17 protein-coding genes and 1 pseudogene are annotated in these 19,673 nt (G+C 41.7%); 3 read left to right on the top strand and 15 right to left on the bottom strand.

Going from position 1 to position 19,673, the window contains the following annotated elements:
- The 14 genes and pseudogenes from JIG37_RS13350 to JIG37_RS13285 all read right to left on the bottom strand — a co-directional run.
- A pseudogene (locus JIG37_RS13350) lies at positions 1 to 592 on the bottom strand (flagellin); the annotation flags it as partial.
- Between the two features lie 230 nt (positions 593 to 822).
- Entirely contained in the window at positions 823 to 2,079 is a 1,257-nt protein-coding gene (flgL, locus tag JIG37_RS13345) for a flagellar hook-associated protein FlgL (protein ID WP_199529548.1), read from the bottom strand.
- A 2-nt stretch (positions 2,080 to 2,081) separates the two neighbouring features.
- On the bottom strand, positions 2,082 to 4,145 hold the full coding sequence (flgK, locus tag JIG37_RS13340) for a flagellar hook-associated protein FlgK (protein ID WP_199529547.1): 2,064 nt from the start codon (positions 4,143 to 4,145) through the stop codon (positions 2,082 to 2,084).
- A 13-nt stretch (positions 4,146 to 4,158) separates the two neighbouring features.
- Positions 4,159 to 5,127 (bottom strand): flagellar assembly peptidoglycan hydrolase FlgJ, encoded by a 969-nt coding sequence (gene flgJ / locus JIG37_RS13335; RefSeq protein ID WP_199529546.1) that lies wholly within the window; start codon positions 5,125 to 5,127, stop codon positions 4,159 to 4,161.
- A gap of 194 nt (positions 5,128 to 5,321) precedes the next feature.
- Entirely contained in the window at positions 5,322 to 6,416 is a 1,095-nt protein-coding gene (locus JIG37_RS13330) for a flagellar basal body P-ring protein FlgI (RefSeq protein ID WP_199529545.1), read from the bottom strand.
- A 12-nt stretch (positions 6,417 to 6,428) separates the two neighbouring features.
- Complete coding sequence (flgH, locus tag JIG37_RS13325; RefSeq protein WP_054553305.1) at positions 6,429 to 7,112, bottom strand: flagellar basal body L-ring protein FlgH; 684 nt, start codon at positions 7,110 to 7,112, stop codon at positions 6,429 to 6,431.
- Between the two features lie 15 nt (positions 7,113 to 7,127).
- Positions 7,128 to 7,916 (bottom strand): flagellar basal-body rod protein FlgG, encoded by a 789-nt coding sequence (gene flgG, locus JIG37_RS13320; protein ID WP_054553306.1) that lies wholly within the window; start codon positions 7,914 to 7,916, stop codon positions 7,128 to 7,130.
- A gap of 21 nt (positions 7,917 to 7,937) precedes the next feature.
- Positions 7,938 to 8,702 (bottom strand): flagellar basal body rod protein FlgF, encoded by a 765-nt coding sequence (locus JIG37_RS13315; protein WP_199529544.1) that lies wholly within the window; start codon positions 8,700 to 8,702, stop codon positions 7,938 to 7,940.
- Positions 8,703 to 8,862: 160 nt separating this feature from the next.
- On the bottom strand, positions 8,863 to 10,230 hold the full coding sequence (gene flgE, locus JIG37_RS13310; RefSeq protein WP_054553308.1) for a flagellar hook protein FlgE: 1,368 nt from the start codon (positions 10,228 to 10,230) through the stop codon (positions 8,863 to 8,865).
- Between the two features lie 51 nt (positions 10,231 to 10,281).
- Entirely contained in the window at positions 10,282 to 10,965 is a 684-nt protein-coding gene (locus JIG37_RS13305) for a flagellar hook assembly protein FlgD (RefSeq protein ID WP_054553309.1), read from the bottom strand.
- A gap of 13 nt (positions 10,966 to 10,978) precedes the next feature.
- Positions 10,979 to 11,410 carry a flagellar basal body rod protein FlgC gene (gene flgC / locus JIG37_RS13300; protein ID WP_036970207.1) on the bottom strand — a complete coding sequence of 144 codons (432 nt, stop codon included), beginning with the start codon at positions 11,408 to 11,410 and terminating at the stop codon, positions 10,979 to 10,981.
- 2 nt (positions 11,411 to 11,412) lie between these two features.
- Positions 11,413 to 11,823, bottom strand: coding sequence for a flagellar basal body rod protein FlgB (flgB, locus tag JIG37_RS13295; RefSeq protein ID WP_054553310.1), 411 nt, complete (start codon positions 11,821 to 11,823; stop codon positions 11,413 to 11,415).
- A 135-nt stretch (positions 11,824 to 11,958) separates the two neighbouring features.
- On the bottom strand, positions 11,959 to 12,789 hold the full coding sequence (locus JIG37_RS13290; RefSeq protein ID WP_054553311.1) for a protein-glutamate O-methyltransferase CheR: 831 nt from the start codon (positions 12,787 to 12,789) through the stop codon (positions 11,959 to 11,961).
- A gap of 21 nt (positions 12,790 to 12,810) precedes the next feature.
- Positions 12,811 to 13,743, bottom strand: coding sequence for a chemotaxis protein (locus JIG37_RS13285; protein WP_054553312.1), 933 nt, complete (start codon positions 13,741 to 13,743; stop codon positions 12,811 to 12,813).
- A 142-nt stretch (positions 13,744 to 13,885) separates the two neighbouring features.
- Between JIG37_RS13285 and flgA the strand changes: the two genes are divergently transcribed.
- The 3 genes from flgA (at position 13,886) to JIG37_RS13270 (ending at position 15,414) form a co-directional block, all read left to right on the top strand.
- Positions 13,886 to 14,590 carry a flagellar basal body P-ring formation chaperone FlgA gene (gene flgA, locus JIG37_RS13280; protein ID WP_199529543.1) on the top strand — a complete coding sequence of 235 codons (705 nt, stop codon included), beginning with the start codon at positions 13,886 to 13,888 and terminating at the stop codon, positions 14,588 to 14,590.
- Between the two features lie 79 nt (positions 14,591 to 14,669).
- On the top strand, positions 14,670 to 14,990 hold the full coding sequence (gene flgM, locus JIG37_RS13275; protein WP_054553314.1) for a flagellar biosynthesis anti-sigma factor FlgM: 321 nt from the start codon (positions 14,670 to 14,672) through the stop codon (positions 14,988 to 14,990).
- On the top strand, positions 14,983 to 15,414 hold the full coding sequence (locus tag JIG37_RS13270) for a flagellar protein FlgN (RefSeq protein WP_054553315.1): 432 nt from the start codon (positions 14,983 to 14,985) through the stop codon (positions 15,412 to 15,414). The genes flgM and JIG37_RS13270 overlap by 8 nt, the downstream gene beginning before the upstream one ends.
- Before the next feature lie 157 nt (positions 15,415 to 15,571).
- Here JIG37_RS13270 and JIG37_RS13265 read toward each other — a convergent pair.
- Positions 15,572 to 19,673, bottom strand: a 4,102-nt coding sequence (locus tag JIG37_RS13265) for an Ig-like domain-containing protein (protein ID WP_199529542.1), incomplete at its 5' end; no start/stop codon positions are given.

The following is a 19,673-nucleotide window of genomic DNA, read 5'->3' as shown; positions in this document are numbered from 1 at the left end:
GGGTAGCATTATCTGCAGCAGCAGCAGCTCGACCTAACCCCAGTGCTGAGGCAGCAGCTCCAGCCAATGTTGTTTCGAAAGAGCCGATATCACTTGCAGCAACGCTCTTAAGAGTCACCCCAATAGTTTCATTAGCGTTTGCACCTACTTGGAATGACTTTGTACCGAATGAACCATCCAGTAACTGCTGACCACCAAACGATGTTGTTTCTGCAATTCGTGTTAACTCTGTTTTTAATTGAGTTACTTCTTTTTGCAGGGCCGCACGGTCTTTATCTGAATTCGAACCATTTGCAGATTGAAGCGCAAGCTCTCGCATGCGCTGTAATATATCAGTAGAAGCTTGCATTGCCCCTTCAGCGGTTTGCGCCATTGAGATACCATCATTGGCGTTACGCTGTGCCACCGCTAAACCATTTATTTGTGAGGTTAGACGGTTTGAAATTTGTAGGCCTGCTGCATCATCTTTTGCGCTATTGATACGCATACCCGATGCTAAACGTTCCATTGACGTTGCTAGACCATCGCTCGATTTAGTTAAGTTACGTTGTGCGTTAAGTGACGACACATTAGTATTGACTGTTAATGCCATTTTACCATCTCCTAGTTTTAATTAGGCTGTGGTCCAATGAACTTGTGAGGAACCACGCGCTTTGTAAAACTTAAAAGCAGGAAATGTGCCAGCTCAAAGAAAAATTACAACCCACTGTTTTTAAATAACTTTTAAAACTTCTTGTTTGTAAATGTAAGAAATAAAAAGGCCAGTGACAATTTTTTGCCACTGGCCTAATAGAAAGGCAAACCTTTACCGTATGAGTTTAATTATAAATAATCAAAAAGCGTTAAATTAGCTAAACGACCAAAGGTTGCTTGTGAAGCCTGTAATGCGGTTTCATGCCTTGTTAAGTCACTAATTGCTTCGGCCATATCAACTTCAACCAAATTTGATTTACTCGATTTATTATTGATATCTATCGCACTATTTGAATCAGTGATACTTTCAACCAAGTTCATTCGAGCACCTAAACTTGCTTGTGTGAATACCACTTGTTCGCTGGCGCTTTGTAATTGGTCTAAACCGTCTGCCAGTGCATCATTAAGCTCATCACCTTCTAAACTACTATTTAAATTGGTGATTAAGTTTTGCATAGTATTGAGTACATTTTCTTTATGTGGGGCCTCTAATTCGAACTCTAATGTCCCTGGTGCAGTGCCTTCTAGCTTAAACTCCATGCCTGCGTATTCAATAGACTCACCGGTATACTCACCTGTGACTGCTGGTGTAACGGGGTTACCATAACCATCATTAATTACATAGGTATCTGGATCGCCCGGATTAACACCGGCGACAAGCTCAACCTGAAAAGAGTTATCTGCAGCTGTAGCTGTGGGATCTAAATCATAATTTGCTTTATGGAACTTATCAAAATCGGCTTGGTTTTTTACATACACAGTACTTTGTGCAGTAATACTCCCCGTTACAGTGCCTTCGTTATCAACAACATTTAAACGCGCATTTACATTTTCAAAAGCACTAAAGCCATTATCGCTCGATTTAACATTAACACCTTGTGCAATAGTGACTGAATGCTGGCCTTGGTCGCCTTGATAGTCGTATTGACCTGTATTTGAGTTAAAGCTATAGGTTTGAGTTGTATCTTGATAGCCAGAAAAAATATATTTACCGTCTTCTGATTGACTATTCATTAAGCTCACTAGGCTTTTTTGCAGCTCGCTTAATTCACTCGCAATAGATTTTAAATCATCATCACTCATGGCACCACTACCCGCTCGAATCGTCAGCTCCTGGGCTGCCTGAATGGTGGTGTTGATACTTTGTAAGATACTTTCTTCTGTTTCTAGCCGCCCATTCAACTGATTAATATTTTTAGTATACTGCTCGTTTGTTTGAATTTTATTTGTATATAATGCTGCTTGTGAGTAAGCAGACGGGCTTTCAGAGGTCGATAAATACTTTTTACCTGTTGTTACACGCTCTTGTGCATTAGCAACACCTTGCTGACCTTCAAGAATTTTATTAACGCTATTTTGGTACATTAAGTTATTTGATAAACGCATAATTACCTCGCCGAATTAAGTAAGGTGTCGAATATTGAACGAGCAGTGGCAAGTACTTGCGCTGATGCTGCATACGACTGTTGAAAGCGCAGTAAGTTTGCCGCTTCTTCATCAAGGTTTACCCCTGATAATGATTCATACCAAGCTTCTGACTGCTCTGCTAATGCGCTAAACGCCTGTTGACTTGTTTGTGCCTGCGAAGTAACTACACCAATATCTGATACTAAACCAGTGTATGCTTGATTTAGAGTTTTATGATTATTCTTTGAATTACCTGAAACATTTTGCCTGACAATGTTATCGTTTTGAATGTCAGCTAATAGTTGCCCATTACGGTTATCATCAAAGCCATCTACATTAGCCTCTATAGTGAATGAGTCACCTAAAGCTGGTGTGCCTTCAATGTTAAAGTCAAAACCAACTTCCTCCGCAGTGAGCGTTGTAATATCATCTAAAACGCCCGCTGCCTCAGCTTGTTGAATAATATTTTTACCCGATGAATCAATTGTAAATGGATCAGTCTCATTGGTACCATCACTTAAGGTGTACATATCGGGGTTTTCAGCGCTTTTTGTTAAAGTTAAAGACCCTGTTGGTAATTGTAACGCTGGGGTGTCTGTGAAATTTGACACATCAGATACAGTTCCAGCTGAAATACTGGCAGTGCCTGTATTGTTAATATCGTTTGCAGTACGAATAGGTGAAGCGAGTGCGATATCTTCTGGACGATTTGTTGCAAGCTCTAAGCTTGTTGATGCTTGAGAGTTGAGTTTAACCATAAATTGGTCATCAACACTTGGCGGATTAGTCATATCGAGGGTAACTTCTAAACCAAACAAATCTAAACCTGAGTTGTTTAATGAATTAACCTTACCTGTGGCTGGGTCAACGTCTGCTATAGTAAAAATATCATCGCCGTTGGCATCTTTAATCGTCTCGCCTTTATTATCAACAGGGTAAATTTCAACTTCATTTGTATCACTGTATTTCACAATAAAATCACTGGCCGGCAAATTACTGCCTTGTCCAGGTTCAACCGTTGCCGTCATACTCGAATTACCGTTATTAGCTTGATAAGCAAATGCATCAACGGTAGGAATTTTAAATATATCCCCACCTAAATTGCCATCGCCATCCATACCTAAATGATTTTGCTGATTAAAAGCATCGGCCAATGTTAAACCCATTTGACCCAATTGATTTTGTGCTGGCACTAAAATATCGTCACGAAATGCCAGTAAGCCACCAATTTTGCCTTTTAACTTATCTGTATCTAATTCTAGCGAAATAGCTTTACCGTCATTAGTATCTAAGTGTAATTCTTTAAAATTAGGATCAGGGTCGCCCGTTAAAGAAAATAGATTAAAAGCACCATGCTGCATTACTAAGGCTTGGCCTGTTCCCATATATACTTGTTTAGAACCATTGGGCCCATCAACTGTTTCAATATCGATTAGCTCAGATAAATCACGAATTGCTTTATCTCGTTCATTATAAAGCGAGCTAGATCCTGATTCTTGTGAGGTGCCATCTACTGACGCGATCTTAGTATTTAATTCACTGATAGTTTGAATAAGGTCGTTTGCTTCTTCAGAGAAAATCTCTAATTGATCATTAACTACGGTTTGCTGATCTGCAACAATGCCTGATAAACGCTCCATTTGGTCAATTAGACTTTGTGCATCAGTCATTACTAATGACCGTGCTACAGATGATGAAGGCTGGTTTAAACTTTCTTGTATGTTGTTAAAAAACGAGTTGATACTGGTTGATAAGCTGTTTGACTCTTCAGAAAACAAGCTATCAACTCGACTCGCTTCTGTGACGAATTGATCAAAAAAAGTTTTACTAGAGGTATCTCGATTTAGTTGCTTTTGCGCAAATTCATTCAGTAAACGATACGTTTCACCACGACCAACTTGATTATCGATCATGGTTGTGAACTCAGTGCGCTCACGCACATAGCCCTCGGTATTAACGTTGGCGATGTTTTTACTGGTGGTTTGTAAAAGCTCAGAGTTAGCTCTGATACCTGCATTTGCTATGTCATATAAGCTAAATGACATGAGGGTCTACTCCTTAACGTACCAATGAAGCAGCGACGCTTTGAAGCTCAACGCGCTTCAATACCTGCTTAATTTTATCGGCATAATTTGGATCAGTTGCATAACCTGCTTTTTGTAACGAATCTAAAAAGGCTGCAGGCTCTGCGGTATTATTGAGTGCTTCTTGATAACGTGGATTTTCATTTAAGAAATCCACAAAATCATTAACACTGTCTTTAATCGATTGATAAGAGCGGAAACTGGCTTGCTTTTTAACTGGCACGCCTTGTTCAAATTCAAGCGTGACTTTGCTTGCTTTATCGCCTTGCCAGCTCCTATCCGATTTAATATTGAATAAGTTGTTACTACTGGTGCCATCAGCTTTACTGATGATGTGTTTACCCCAGCCCGTTTCGAGTGCAGCTTGAGCAACCATCACAGCTGGGTTTAAGCCAATTTTCTGTGCGGCATTTTTAGCATGCTCCCAAACAGAGCTAATGAAAGACTCAGCATCTTCAAAGCGGTTTTCTGATTGCTCGTTTGCTGATGTATCAGCAACAACTTGTGGTTTAGCCTTAATCTCAGCAGTGCTATCAAGGGTGCCGCTTGCACGTTTATCACTATCAAACTCAGCCGTCGTTCTAAGCACAGAACCTGGGGTAAACTGTTTACCATCTGGCGAGAGCTGCTGAACGATTAAGTCAGCTAAGCCGAGCGAACCATTTGATGAAAGCTCAACCGACATTTGTTGGTCATGCATCTCTTCAAAAAATTTAACGCCGCTTGAATTAAATGGGCTGTCTTTATCTTCAAACGCTTCATTTGCTTTACGCATGCTTTTCAGCAGCATCTGAGTGAAGATAGATTCAAATTGTGCCGCCGCTTTTTTCAGCGCCTCTTTTGACGCATCGCTAGAGGCATCACTTTTTAAGGCATTTTGACGTAATGAGTCTAAGTTGCCTAAATCAAAAAAGTTTTGCTTGTCGAGATGATTAGTATCCATCAGCTTTTTGACACAATAGTTAATAATGAAATTTAAAATGCAAAAATTGCGCCAATAAAAAGCTTTTATAAATGAGTAGCTAATAACGGATAGTGGAATGGTGTAACTTCAGGGCCAAGGTTTTGACTGATGTTTATACACTGAAGGATTAAAAGTTATAGAAACAAAAAACGCGCTCGACAGCGCGTTTTAATTTAAATGATAACCAGTTGCCCGTTTATCGCCCCCGCTTCTTTTAAAGCTTCTAGGATTGCCATTAAATCACCCGGTGCGGCCCCCACCTCATTGATTGCGCGTACGAGATCATCAAGATTAACACCTGGATTAAATACAAAAGCACGTGAATCATCTTCGTTCACATCAATAATACTTTGATTGGTAACGGTAGTTTCACCATCACTTAAAGCATTTGGCTGTGACGCATTTTGCTGCTCAGCAATCGTAACCGTTAAACCACCATGAGTTATTGCCGCAGGCTGTAGCTTCACATTTTTGCCAATCACAATTGTACCTGTGCGGGAGTTAACAATAATTTTTGCTGCTGTGTCTGCAGGCTTAAACTCTAAGTTTTCAAGGGTAGATAAATACGCAACACGTTGAGATGCATCTCGCGGTGCTAACACTCGCACTGACGCTGCATCAATTGCCTGAGCACTATCAGGACCCACTAAATCATTAATCGTTTGTTCTAAGCGTTTAGCCGTTGTGAAATCTGGGCGATTTAAATTAAAGGTAATATAGTCACCTTGCATAAACGGGCTCTTAATAGCACGCTCTACAATGGCACCGTTTGGAATACGACCCACTGTGGGTGTGTTAATAATTACACGGCTACCATCAGCCCCTTCCGCACCTAAACCACCTACAACTAAGCTACCTTGTGCAATCGCATAGGTATTGCCATCAACCCCTTTTAAAAAGGTTTGTAATAAGGTACCACCACGTAAACTACCCGCACTACCAATAGACGAAACCGTAATATCAATGGTTTGACCCGGTTTTCTAAATGCCGGTAACTCTGCATGCACAGCCACAGCTGCAACATTTTTAATCTTAGGTTTTAAGCTATCTGGTAAGGTGATACCAAAACCATTTAACATGGCTTTAAAGCTTTGTTGAGTAAATCGGCTTTGTTCGCCTGTGCCAGGCAAACCAACAACCAATCCATAACCCACTAATTGGTTAGAGCGTACACCCTCAACCATAGATACATCTTTGACTCGCTCAGCCTGTGCAGAAAACTGCAGGCTAATTAAGCAAAGAGCGATGATGTATTTAAACCCATTCATGACTTTATTCCTCTAAAATGGGAAAAGCGAACTACTAAAGAAACGAGACAGCCAACCTGCACTTTGCGTTTCTTGAATTTGCCCTTTACCTGAGTATTGAATTCGCGCATTAGCAATACGATTGGAAGTTACTGTGTTATCTGCTTGCACATCTTCAGGACGAACTAAACCTTCTAGGCGAATAAATTCTTCACCAGTATTCAAAGTGAGCCATTTTTCACCACGAATAACCAAGTTCCCATTCGGTAAAACACGCATCACATTGACAGAAATATCACCAAATAAGCTATTTGATTGGTTAGACTTTGAATCGCCTTTAAACGATGCCCCTGAGCCAATACCAAACTGAATGCTGTCGCCACCAATGTTAACCGGGTTTCCGCCAAGCCCAATAACAGGGTCTAAACTAGCATCTGTTTCTTTGTCGGTTTCAGTTTTTGCCGCTTTAGTTGCTTGGGTAGACTCTTGCAATTTAACAGTGATGATATCGCCGGCGCGTAATGCCTTTTTATCTGAGTACAAGTCATTTGCCGAATAACTATCAAACAACGAACCTGTTGGTACCACTTGTTCAGTACTTGGTTCCGGATACATAGGCGCATAGTAAGGGTCATCCTGAACCACATGATGATTTTGCGTTGTCATACAACCACCCAGCATCAATGCTGCTGATGTGACTAAGATAATATTACGCATGCTGCCTCCTACCCATTAAAGTTGCTGATTGATGTAACTAAGCATTTCATCAACCGCTGAAATCACTTTTGAATTCATTTCATAAATTCGTTGCGTTTCAATCAAGTTAACAAGCTCTTCCGTTACATTCACGTTAGAGGTTTCAAGGGAACCTTGAACCACAGTGCCTAAACCATCGATACCAGGATTACCTTGCACAGGTGCGCCACTCACAGCGGTTTCTGTGTATAAGTTTTGCCCCATAGGCTCAAGACCCGATGGATTAATAAAATCACTAATGGTGAGCTGACCGATGACCACGTTCTCTGCTTGACCTGAAATACGCACTGATACTTCACCGTCTTGTGAAACAGTAATTGATTGTGCATCGTCTGGTACGTTCATTTCTGGCTGTAATGGAAAACCCGCGCCGGAAGTTACAATGCGACCATCTTCGTCAGTCGTGAATTGACCATTACGTGAATAGGCAATATTGCCATCTGGTAATTGCACTTCAAAAAAACCTGGGCCTGAGATCATCCAGTCCAATGAATTTTCAGTGGTAAGCATATTACCTTGTGAAAAGTTCTTTTGGTTAGCAACCACTTTGGCACCGGCACCAAGCATTAAGCCTGACGGCATTTCAGTGTCTTGCGACGAGCGGCCACCTGGCTGGTTAATGTTTTGATATAGTAAATCTTCAAATACGGCGCGGCTTTTTTTGTAGCCTACCGTGCTGGCATTCGCGAGATTATTTGAGATCACCGAAATATCGGTTTGCTGGGCGTCAAGCCCGGTTTTACTGATCCATAATGCAGGATTCATAACTCTACCCTCTCAGTCATCTTAAACAATGCGTAACAGCTGATCTTGACGCTCATCGAGCTCTTCGGCTGTTTTCATCAATTTAACTTGTAATTCAAATTGGCGTTGATTGCTGATCATATCGACCATTTCATGCACTGGGTTTACGTTCGACATTTCAAGCGTTCCCGACAATACTTTTACGTTAGGTGAAATGTCACAAAAGCCACAAAGGTCATTGACCAACATGTCTTCTTTTGGTCGAAATAAACCGTCATTGCCTTTTTCAAGCTGAGTGTTATCAGCCTCAATCACTTTTAAGCGATCAACCACTTCCAAAAAGTTAGCAGGCGCACCTTGCGGGCGAATCTGAATAGCGCCATCTTCACTAAACTCAACTTTTTCAATAGGCAATGGCAAAATGATTGGACCACCTTCGCCAATTACTTGACGGCCATGGCTGGTGATCAATGCGCCATCTGGAGTAATGTTTAATGTGCCAGTTTTGGTGTACGCCTCATTGCCGGATGCATCTTGTACGCTCAACCAACCACGGTCGCTCATCGCGATATCAAGCTCACGGCCAGTTTCAACAAAACCACCCGATTCCATATTAGATCCTGGGCGTTCTTGCATTGCAAACACCCTAGATGGCAGACCTTCACCAAAGGCTTGCATAGAGCGAGCTTGTGCAAAATCAGCTTTAAAGCCAGTGGTGTTAGCATTAGCAAGATTGTTGGCCTTGAGCTCAAGACCTCGCAAACTTTGCTTAGCACCCGACATGGCAATGTAGACCATTTTGTCCATAACATTGACTCACTAAAAATACGATAATTAGGAAATGCAATAAAAGTGCCAAAGTAAAATTGACGCTAAAATAGAAGAGAAAAATGAATAGTAAGAATGAAAAAAGGCTGCCAATAGAGGAAGCAGCCTTCGTGTCGGATTAAGCTTAGAACCGTTAAGATTAACGGATCTGTAGGATGTTTTGTTGTAGTGTTGAGTTAACCTCAAGCGCACGTGAATTTGCTTGGAAGTTACGCTGAGCACTAATTAAGTCAACAAGTTCATTGGTTAAGTTAACGTTTGATTGCTCAAGCGCTGATGAGTTAATTGAACCTAGAGTACCTGAACCTGGTTCACCCGCAATCGGCTCACCTGACGTTAAACTCTTCTTCCAAGATGTATCACCAACTTGTTGCAAGCCCTGAGAATTAGAGAAGCGCACCATAGCAACTTGACCTAGGAACGACGTATCTCCATTACTATATGACGCAACAATTTTACCGTCAGAACCGATATCAATTCCTGATAGACGACCTACAGTCGCACCATCTTGCTCTAATGCTTTTACTTCAAAGTTACTTGCGTATTGAGTTGGAACTTTATTTGCTGTTGCCGCTTCATCACGCCAGTTAATAGTCACATCATCAGGGAAACTTGCACCATTCGAAAGTAAATCAGAAAGGCCTGTCGCAGCACCTAAACCACTCGGTAACGTTAATGGATTAAATGTTGTATCAGTATTCGCTGTACCATCTGTACTTTGTGGTAAGCCACTGGCATCAAACTGAAAAGTTGATAATGGTGTATAAGGTGTTGTGGTTTGCTCAACACCTGTTGCATCAAATGGCTTTTCATCTAATGTAGCGTATACTTCCCACTCATTTTCATTACCAGTCACTGTAGAATCAGTTTTCACAAAGAAGAACTGTAGAATATGCGGTTCACCTAATGAGTCATACACCGTTGTCGATGTAGAGCTGTTATAAGTTGCACTTGTTTCTGGATCGAATGGTGTCACAGTTGGCGCAGAGGCACGTGAATCAAGGTTAAATGACGAATAAACATTCGTGGTTGCACGTGGTGAACCTGATGCATCTGGAATTTGTAGTGCAGAAGATGTACTTAAGCTTACAGAGGTTGTGTCACCGGTTGCTTCATCAACAGGGAAACCTTGTAAGTAATTACCGCTCGCATCCACAATAAAGTTATCTTTATTAAGTTTGAAGGCACCAGCACGCGTGTAAGTAAAATCTTGTGCACCTAAGTCATTCGCCATTGCGAAATAACCTTCACCAGTAATTGCTAAATCAAGTGAGTTATTTGTGAAAGAGAGTGAACCTTGGTGGAATTGTTGTGCCACCATTGTTGTCCTTACACCGTCACCATTTTTTGTTTTACCAGAACTAAATACTGATGATGCGTATACATCAGCGAACTCTGCACGAGACTCTTTAAAGCCCGTAGTGTTAACGTTAGCAATATTATTTGCAGTTACGTCTAAATCTTTTTGTGCGGCTGCTAAGCCTGTTAATGCAATATTGAAGCTCATAACTCACCTCTAACCTATCTCTTAGCCTAAGCTAACCCAAACCTTTTATACTTATGCGATTTCAGCTATATCAGTTAGCCTAACCGCACCCTCTTTTGTATTTACGATAATGCCGCTTGCGCCATTAATATTGACACTTTCAATATTCTTAAAGGTCGCCATAGGCATACTGCTGTAGTCTCCATTTACAAAGCCTTCAGCACTGATGTCATACTCGCCTTCAGGGAGCACATTGCCATCGTTATCTTTACCATCCCACTCAAAACGCAGTGCGCCCGCAGACTGAGAACCTAGTTCAATGGTTCGTACTAATTGACCTGAAGAATCTGTTATTCTTAGCGTTAAAGATTCAACGGCTGTCTCAGCAACCACCGACCCTTTAGCAAGGTTTTCACCGTCAAAGTCAATGGTGTCAGACTCTAATAACGCTTGCTTACCAACCAAAGTGGAAGCCTGTAACGCAGAATTTGATGTCATTGATGCAGTCAGTGAGTCAAACTTCTCGTTTAAGTTTGAAATACCTTCAGCCATAGTAAAGTTCGTCATCTGCGCGATCATTTGATCGTTATCAGCAGGGTTACTCGGATCCTGGAACGACAACTGCTGTGTTAACAACGAAAAGAAATCTTCCTGAGAAAGTGTGTTGTTGTCTTCCTCAGTTGTTTGCGTATTGCTTTGATTCCAACGCAAGCTATCCATATAGGATGATGATGCAGAGCTGATGTCGTTACTCATAACTTATCCTCGATTACCGTTGTCCTAACAACAGTGTTTTACTTAACATTTGCTTAGCTGCATCAGCAACTTGCACATTTGTTTGGTAAGAGCGAGAGGCAGAAATCATATTTGCCATTTCTTCTACAACATTAACGTTAGGTTTGTAGATATAACCATTTTCATCCGCACTTGGGTGATTCGGGTTATATTCAATTTGTAGCGGCTTATCGCTCTCTACAATACCTAAAACTTTAACGCCTACAGAAGAGCCCTGAGGATTGCTTTGCGATGCTGACGCTTTGGTCAACTCTGCAGCAAAAACAGGATGGCGCGCTCGGTATGTCTGGTCTTGGCTAGAGCTAATCGTGTTTGCATTCGAAATATTACTCGCTGTGGTATTTAAGCGCACATTTTGTGCACTCATACCCGTGCCTGAAATATCAAAAACATTATATAAACTCATGATTAAGCTCCTTGACTACCGAGGGCTTTTTTAAGGCCTTTAATTTTACTACTCATAAATTGCAGGCTTGCCTGATACTCTAATGAGTTCTGTACATACAAGTTTCGTTCCACTTGTATATCTACAGAGTTACCATCGCCTGTATCTGCTTGATTTGGCGTACGAAACATTTCTGCACCGCCAACAAAACGGCTGCCTCCGGCAATATGTTTAGCATCGGTTCTTACCATGCTATTGCCGCCTTGTTGGTTGCTTTTTGCCGCTTTTAATGCCGAGGCAAAATCAATGTCTTTCGCTTTATAGCCCGGCGTATCAGCATTAGCGATATTGGTCGCTAATAACTCAGCGCGTTGTGAACGGATCAACATTGCATGGGGGTGAACACCAAATGCTTTATCAAAACTGATAGCCATAACCATCTCCAAAAAATTGACTCTAGAGTGATTAATGCAAAAGCTAAGCCAATAATGAAGGAGATATTTTACTTACGTAAGATATTGAATAATAGATAAATTTAGCAACCTAAGAGCTAGGTTGCTAAGAAAGGTTTACTTTTTCTGGTAGATGATGCCTGGATTACAACGAACCATCTCAAAGCTATCACTTAAGCCCGCCATTGATTCTGACGCACCTAAAAAGAGGTAACCTTTAGGGTTTAGGGCTTGAGCAAATTGCGAGATAATTTTAGCTTTTACCTCTGGTGAGAAGTAAATGAGCACGTTACGGCAAAATATAATGTCAAACTTGCCCATTAAAGCGTATGAATCCAGTAAGTTAAGGTGTCTAAAGCTGACCATTTTACGTATAGGGTCAATGACTTGAGCCATTCCATTGCCGCTGTCTTTAAAGAACTTTTGACGGCGTTCCATCGACAAACCACGCGCAAGCGCTAGCGAGTCATACTCAGCGTTTTTGCACATATCAAGCATGGTATTAGAGATATCAGTGCCGATTATTTGCGCCCCCATCTTTAATACACCTGGGTTTTTTGACTGAAACTCGGCAACCGACATGGCAATTGAATACGGCTCTTGTCCTGATGAACTTGCCGCTGACCATATTTTTAATGGTCTACGCACATCTTTAAGCTCAGGAAATAATTTCGTTTTCAATAACTCAAACGGATACTGGTCACGAAACCAAAGCGTTTCATTGGTTGTCATTGCATCAACCACAGCGGCACGAAGCTGCCTCTCATGAGGACTCAGTGTTTTACTTACCAACTGCGATAAAGACTCGACATTAAAACGCGCCATAAGCGGCGCAAGACGGCTTTTAACTAAATAAAGTTTATTATCGCCAAGCACAATGCCGCATTGTTGCTCTAAAAAAGAGCGAAATTGATCGTATTCGCTTTGTTGTAAATGCTTATTTTCCAAAGTAATACCACCTATAAACTATTAATCACAATGAACCCATTTTTTTACAGCAGTCGCTAGTTCATCTGGGTTAAATTTAGCAATAAAATCGTCAGCTCCCACTTTCTCAATCATTGCTTGGTTGAATACACCACTTAAAGAAGTATGTAAGATCACATGCAAAGGTGATAATTTTGGATCGGCCTTTATCTCGGCGGTTAAGGTATAGCCATCCATTTCTGGCATTTCAACATCTGAAATTAATAAGCCAACTCGCTCAGTAATATCGTTCTGGCAATCAAGTTGAGCTATTTCTCTTAGTCTTAGTAAGGCCTCTTTGCCATTTTTAGCAAGCTCAGTTTGTACACCAAGTGGCTCAAGCGCACGTTTTACTTGATTTCTCGCGACAGCAGAGTCATCAGCAATAAAGACGATTCTTTCACCTAAATCTTTCTGGAACTCACCTTCACCAACAACATCTGCGCTAACTTCAGTGTTCACTGGGCAGATTTCATTTAGGATCTTTTCAACATCCAAAATCTCAACCAGTTCGTTTTCTATTTCTGTGACTGCTGTTAGGTAAGAATAACGTCCAGCTCCCGAAGGTGGTGGCATTATTTTTTCCCAGTTCATATTTACGATACGTTCTACACCACCAACCAAAAACCCTTGTACTGAACGGTTGTATTCGGCAATGATGATAAAGCTGTCTTTTATGTTTTCAATTGCAGGACCACCGACAGCCATTGATAAGTCAATAACAGAAATAGTTTGTCCACGAATATGCGCAACACCGCGAATATAGGCATTTGATTTTGGCATGTTCGTAAGTGGCGGGCATTGCAAAACCTCTCTTACTTTAAACACGTTAATACCAAAGCGCTGACGCCCTCTGAGTTTGAACAATAGTAATTCAAGGCGGTTTTGCCCAACCAACTGAGTTCGCTGGTTAACTGAGTCTAAAATGCCTGCCATTTCAATCTCCTAAAGATAAACAATCAGAGCTGGAACAATAATTGCCTTCTTTGTGTTAAAGCTACATAAGGTTACGAAGCGTCTGTTTTTTGACGCAAAATATTTATACCTTGTTTTCAACAATAAGCATAGTCGAAACAATATGAGTTTGTTAAAAAAAAGCCGAAGATACAGTGTTTTTTATTTTCTTTCTAGCCTGTTGTTTGCAACACAACTACAAGCAGAAGTCTATAACAACGAGCAACTTCAACAGATCGCTGTTGATTTTGTGAGTGAACACATGCCTGACTTGAACACAACACCACAGATAAGCGCTTTGCCTCTGGATAGTCGCATTCCTGATAGGTTATGTGAGTCGCCATTAAACAAAGAGTTACCAACAGAGCCTCCTTTTAATCGGCAGGTCACGGTACAACTTAAGTGCCAAGACATAAATAGTTGGACCCAATACGTTCACGTTAGAATTATAGAACTTGAGCCAGTCGTTGTTGTTACAACGAGTCTTACTCGAGGTGAAGTTATTCGTGCCGAACATTTACGCCTAGAAATGAAACCTAAGCAATTTGTTAGAACGCAATACGTACAAGATGAGTCTATACTTATTGGCAGTCGCAGTAAGCGAAATTTACGCGGTGGTACACCTATTGTTATGAGCCAAGTTTGCATGGTTTGCAAAGGCGATAACGTAACTATCTATGCTTCGTTACGGGGCTTAAGGATCAAAACCTCCGGAATTGCGCTAGAAGATGGCACGTTAGACGAATTAGTACGTGTAAAAAATAAAAAATCAGGTAAAGTATTAAATGCGCGTGTGGATGGAGTCGAGTCTGTACAGGTAAATATTTAATTTTAACTATTTATGCTAAAGTATCCGCTGTGCCCGCCGATATAAAGGCATAAGTTGGGTAATGTATAGGTCAAAAATTATGGTAAGCAATGTCAATAATGGTCAACAACAGCCTTCTGTGTTGACAAATACCAAGCAAAAAAAGCTTGATTTACAAAAAGATAATGCTAATGCAGCTGCTGCTAAATCAGCCGCACCTAAAGCAAGTGCAGATTCTGTCAGTCTTACACCTCAGGCAAAGCAGCTTAAATCATTGCAAGAAAAAGCAGAGCAGTCTTCTGGTTTTGATAGCAATAAAGTGGCTGAGCTGAAAAAAGCGATCAGCGAAGGTAAATACCAAATTGATGCTGAAAAGCTAGCAAAGAACATCGCTGCATTCGAGTTTGATGTCTATGGCTGATCATAATCATTTAATAGCCAGCAAACTAACACAGCAAGTTTCGTGCTTGGAGTCTATTGCTGCGTTGTTAGATGATGAATTGACAGCCATTGCTGCAAAACGTGGCGAAGGATTAAAGAGTATTGCCCAACAAAAAATTTCTTTGCTCCAACAAATCCAAACCATAGATAAAGAAGTGCAAAAGCTTGTCGCGCACAACGAATCGCAAGATGATGACGTGAGTGCACTTATTAAGCAAGTTAACACTCTCCTAGCAAGCTGCAAAAAGAAAAACGATGTAAACGCCCATGCGGCTCACCAAGCACAGTTAAGTGTTAAACAACTTAAAGATATTCTAATCGGTGCGCCTTCATCGATGACCTACGACCAAGGCGGCAGCGTAATTCAAGGCGATAAAAAAATCGTCCACAACTTGAAAGCCTAAACCCCAATATTATTCTTTTAAAAAAACGCGATAACTAAGTTAGTTATCGCGTTTTTTAATGTTTACAGAGTTAAATGAGCTAAAAGTAATACGCAATATCACTCAATTAAGCAAGGTACTGTAAGAAAAGCGCATTTCAGCGCTTTTCTTTTATTGATTAAATATCTACAGATTTATTTCCATCTTCGATTAGTTTCTTAATCATGTCCTCTGATTCACTCTGAATATCACTTGCAGGTTGTGAACTTATTGAGTCATTAGGATCAAAAGCTAAACTTTGCTGTTCGCTATCGATATTCAATGCCAGTACCTCACTTTGTTCAGAGTCACTTAAAACATCATCGATTGTTACTTCAAGCGGGGCAGAGTTAGAGTGCAATGTCGGTTCTGTATCCGCTTTAGCTAATATCACGCTTAAATCAATACTTTCACCGAGCTGCTCAGCGCCTGAAGTTGAACTTTCATTTTCTGGTGGCTCTTCAGAGTTCTCTAAGCCTGCTAAAACAGGTTCTTCTCCAAGAGATATGATGCCACTATCAGGCTCTGATTCAATCACACCTGTACCGACTAAATCGTTAGAGGTGTTCTTGACGATATACTCACCAGTTTCAGTATCAACAATAGCAAAGTAATATTCATTCCCTAAATCAAGAAAAGAAAGCCCTATGCTCCAGTCACCGTCGCTATCAGTTGTGGTGCTTGGCGAAGAACTAAGAACTGAAGCGTCGATAATATTGAGTAAATTAAGGCCGATTAAGTTAGAGCCAATGGCATAAACCTCAGTTCCCGGCTCAGCAGTGCCTTCGGCGAAAGGTAAGAGTAAACCTAATATACCTGGATTATAGTTAGTAACATCAAAAGCATCTAAGCTAGGGTCATTACTATAATCAATACTCGATATAGTGGTTGTATTACCTGCAGCATCTGTCGCAGAGGCCTCAACATATGCGAGAGTTAATAAAGAGACTGACAAATTAAGCACTTGCCAATCACCATTAGCGTCAACGGTGGCTGTGTAAGGAACTCCTATGCCACCTCCAATTAGGTAGTTTGTAATGGTAATAACACTTCCTTCAGGCAAATCTGAAGTACCAGAAAGCGATACCAAGTTACCTAATAAGAATGACGGCGTGATTGATAACTCTGGAGCCACAGTGTCAACTTCTCCGCCCGTTTTACTATCAGTTCCTGTGTTACCTGCGGTATCTGTGATGCTTGCAGTGACCGAATACACTCCATCAGCTAACGCTTGACCTGCTTCAACTTGCCAATTGCCACTTGCATCAGTTGTGGTAGTAACTGTATGTTGTAAACCGCCTGCGGCAGTGAACACAATTACTACTGTACTATTTGCAGCATCAGATGTGCCGCTGATAACAGGGGTTGAGTCGTTTGTGAGTATTAAACTGCTTTGATCAATGCTCACAATCGGTGCCGTAGTATCAACCGCAGACGTTGTACTTACTGAACCATCATTCCCAGCTGTATCAGTCACAACAGCGGTTACCGTATACTGTCCTTCGGCAAGCGCTTGGGTTGCTTCAACTTGCCAGTTAAGGCTTGAATCAAGCGTTGTTTCAACACTATGACTAACACCTGCTGCATCAACGAAGGTTACAACCACTCGATTACCAGCGACTGCTCCTGTTGCACTGCCAGAAGCGAGCGGTGTTAAATCGGTTGCAACAGCAATCGTGTCTATAACAACATCAGGCGCAGTGATATCTATAATGCCAGACACCGAAGTGGTTGCGCTATTACCTGCAGCATCAGAGATACTGGCTTCAACCGTGTATGCTCCTTCAGCTATTGAGGAAGGTAATGCCACAGACCAATTACCTGATGCATTAACAATAGCAGAAGCAGTAACATCATTACCTAAATTATCAGACACAACTAACGTGACAACGGTGCCCTGAGGTGCATCACTGGTACCACTAATTGTCGGTGTAGTATCATTTGTAATTGCTGGTGCATTAACCAAGATTGATGGCGCCGTGAGATCTATCTCACCAACCTTTGATGCTGTTCCAGTTAAACCATTTTCAGTTACACTTGCATCTACCGTGTATTGTCCTTCACTGAGTACAGTAGCAAGCTCAACACTCCAAATACCACCCGTTACCGTTGTAGTTATTGTTTGTGTATTTCCAAGTGCATCTTCAACATTTATTGTAACTTGTGTGCCGTCTACTGCATCACTGGTACCTGAGATGATGGGGGTTGTATCATTTGTAATTGCCAACGTGCCAATAGATACTGTTGGTGCATTAGTGTCTAATGTTGCATTGTCTGTGGCAGTCGTAGTGTTATTTGCAGCATCAGTGATGCTTGCAGTAATAGTAACTGAACCATCGTCAAGTGGTGTAACAACATCAACTGACCAAGTACCATCAATTTGCACTGTAGCTGATAATGAATAAATATTCCCACCGTTAGAAACACTCAAAGAGACTATGCTACCTGCAGGTTCATTACTTGTACCGCTAATTGTAGGTGTAGAATCATTTGTCGTTCCTAAGCTATTAATAGTGAGCGAAGGAGCAAGTGTATCAATAGAACCAGATTCAGTATCACTGCCAATATTACCCGCAACATCCATTATTGACGCTGTTACAGTATAGCTTCCATCAGGTAACGCGGCTGGTGTAACTTGCCATGTTCCATCTCCCAACACTGTCGCAGTCAGTGTTTGGGTATCACTATTGCTGTCTGTAATCGTGACAGATACTTGAGTTCCTGGCGATTCTGTTGATGTACCTGAAATAACTGGCAAACTTGAGTTTCCAATACCCAATGCGTCAAGCAATACAACAGGCGTAACTGTATCAACTGTTATTGATGCTGTTGCAGTTTGCGTGTTGTTTGCATCATCCGTTATGCTAGCCGTAATCGTGTAACTACCATCAACGATGTCGACAGGTACTACAAGCTGCCATGTGCCATCTGAATCAACCGTCGTGGTCAGAGTTTGACCCGCTATTTCAACAACCACTAAACCACCTATCTCATTACTACTACCCGAGATAGTTGGTCGAGCTTCAGCTGTGCCACCAATAGCATTTACGCTTAAAGTTGGTGCTATACTATCCAGTACACCTGTTGTTTGTTCAGTTGTTAAATTACCCACCTGGTCTCGAACCGATGCTGTTACTGTGAATGTGCCATCAGCAAGTTCTGCTGGTACATCAACAGACCAAGTTTGATCGCTTTGCACTGTTGCAGTAAAGCTTTGCGAATCTCCATTAGCGTCTTGAACAGTCACATTAATAACCGTTCCTTGACCCATATCCGTTGTACCCGAGATAGTTGGTGTTGTGTCATTAGTAAGTGTGGCAACAGACACTGTTAGTTCAGGTGCTACATTATCAAAATCAAGGGTGCTCACCGTTGCAGTGTTACCTGCTGCATCTGTTCCACTTGCTGTTACATAAGCTAAATTAAGCAGTGGTACAGTAATATTCGCTAAAGTCCAATCTCCATTCGCATCTGTAATGGCAGTGTATGTTAATCCAATTAATCCACCGACAAGGTGCTCAGTGATCGTGATCACACTTCCTTCTGGTAAGTCTGAAGTCCCAGACAAGCCAACCAAATTACCCAGTAAAAATGAAGGGATCACACGAATGTCTGGCGCTATAGTGTCGACTTCACCACTGTCACTGGCACTGCTGTTATTACCTGCTGCATCACTGATACTAGCACTGACTGTGTAGTTGCCATCAGCTAAGGCTTGCCCTGCTTCGGCGCTCCAATTGCCTGAAGCATCTGTGGTGACTGTCACGCTATGGCTGATACCATCAGCATCGGTAAAGGTCACGGCGAGTGAGGTATTGGCTAAGTCTGAGGTGCCTGTGACCGTCGGCGTATTGTCGTTGGTCAGCGCTGGCGCATCAATGCTAATCGTTGGTGCCGTCACATCAATGGTGCCTGTTTCAGTATCGCTGCCTTCGTTACCCGCCGCGTCGCTCACGGTGGCCACCACGGTATAATCCCCTTCAGCTAATGCCGAACTTGGCTCAACAGACCAACTGCCATCCGCTTGCACCGTCGCTGTCGCACTTTGTACATTACCAGCACTGTCAGTGATAGTAAGCAGCACTAAGCTGCCCACTGCTGCTCCGGTGGTTTGCCCACTAATGAGCGGTGTCACATCATTACTATCGGCCAAGGTATCAAGGCTAATCGTCGGTGCGGTAATGTCGATTTCACCAGTGGCACTGGCTGTTGCTGGGTTACCTGCTTGATCACTGACCGTC

The sequence above is a fragment of the Pseudoalteromonas sp. bablab_jr010 genome (assembly GCF_016464105.1).
Lineage (GTDB): Bacteria > Pseudomonadota > Gammaproteobacteria > Enterobacterales > Alteromonadaceae > Pseudoalteromonas > Pseudoalteromonas simplex.
This window is presented reverse-complemented; position numbering and strand designations above follow the sequence as displayed.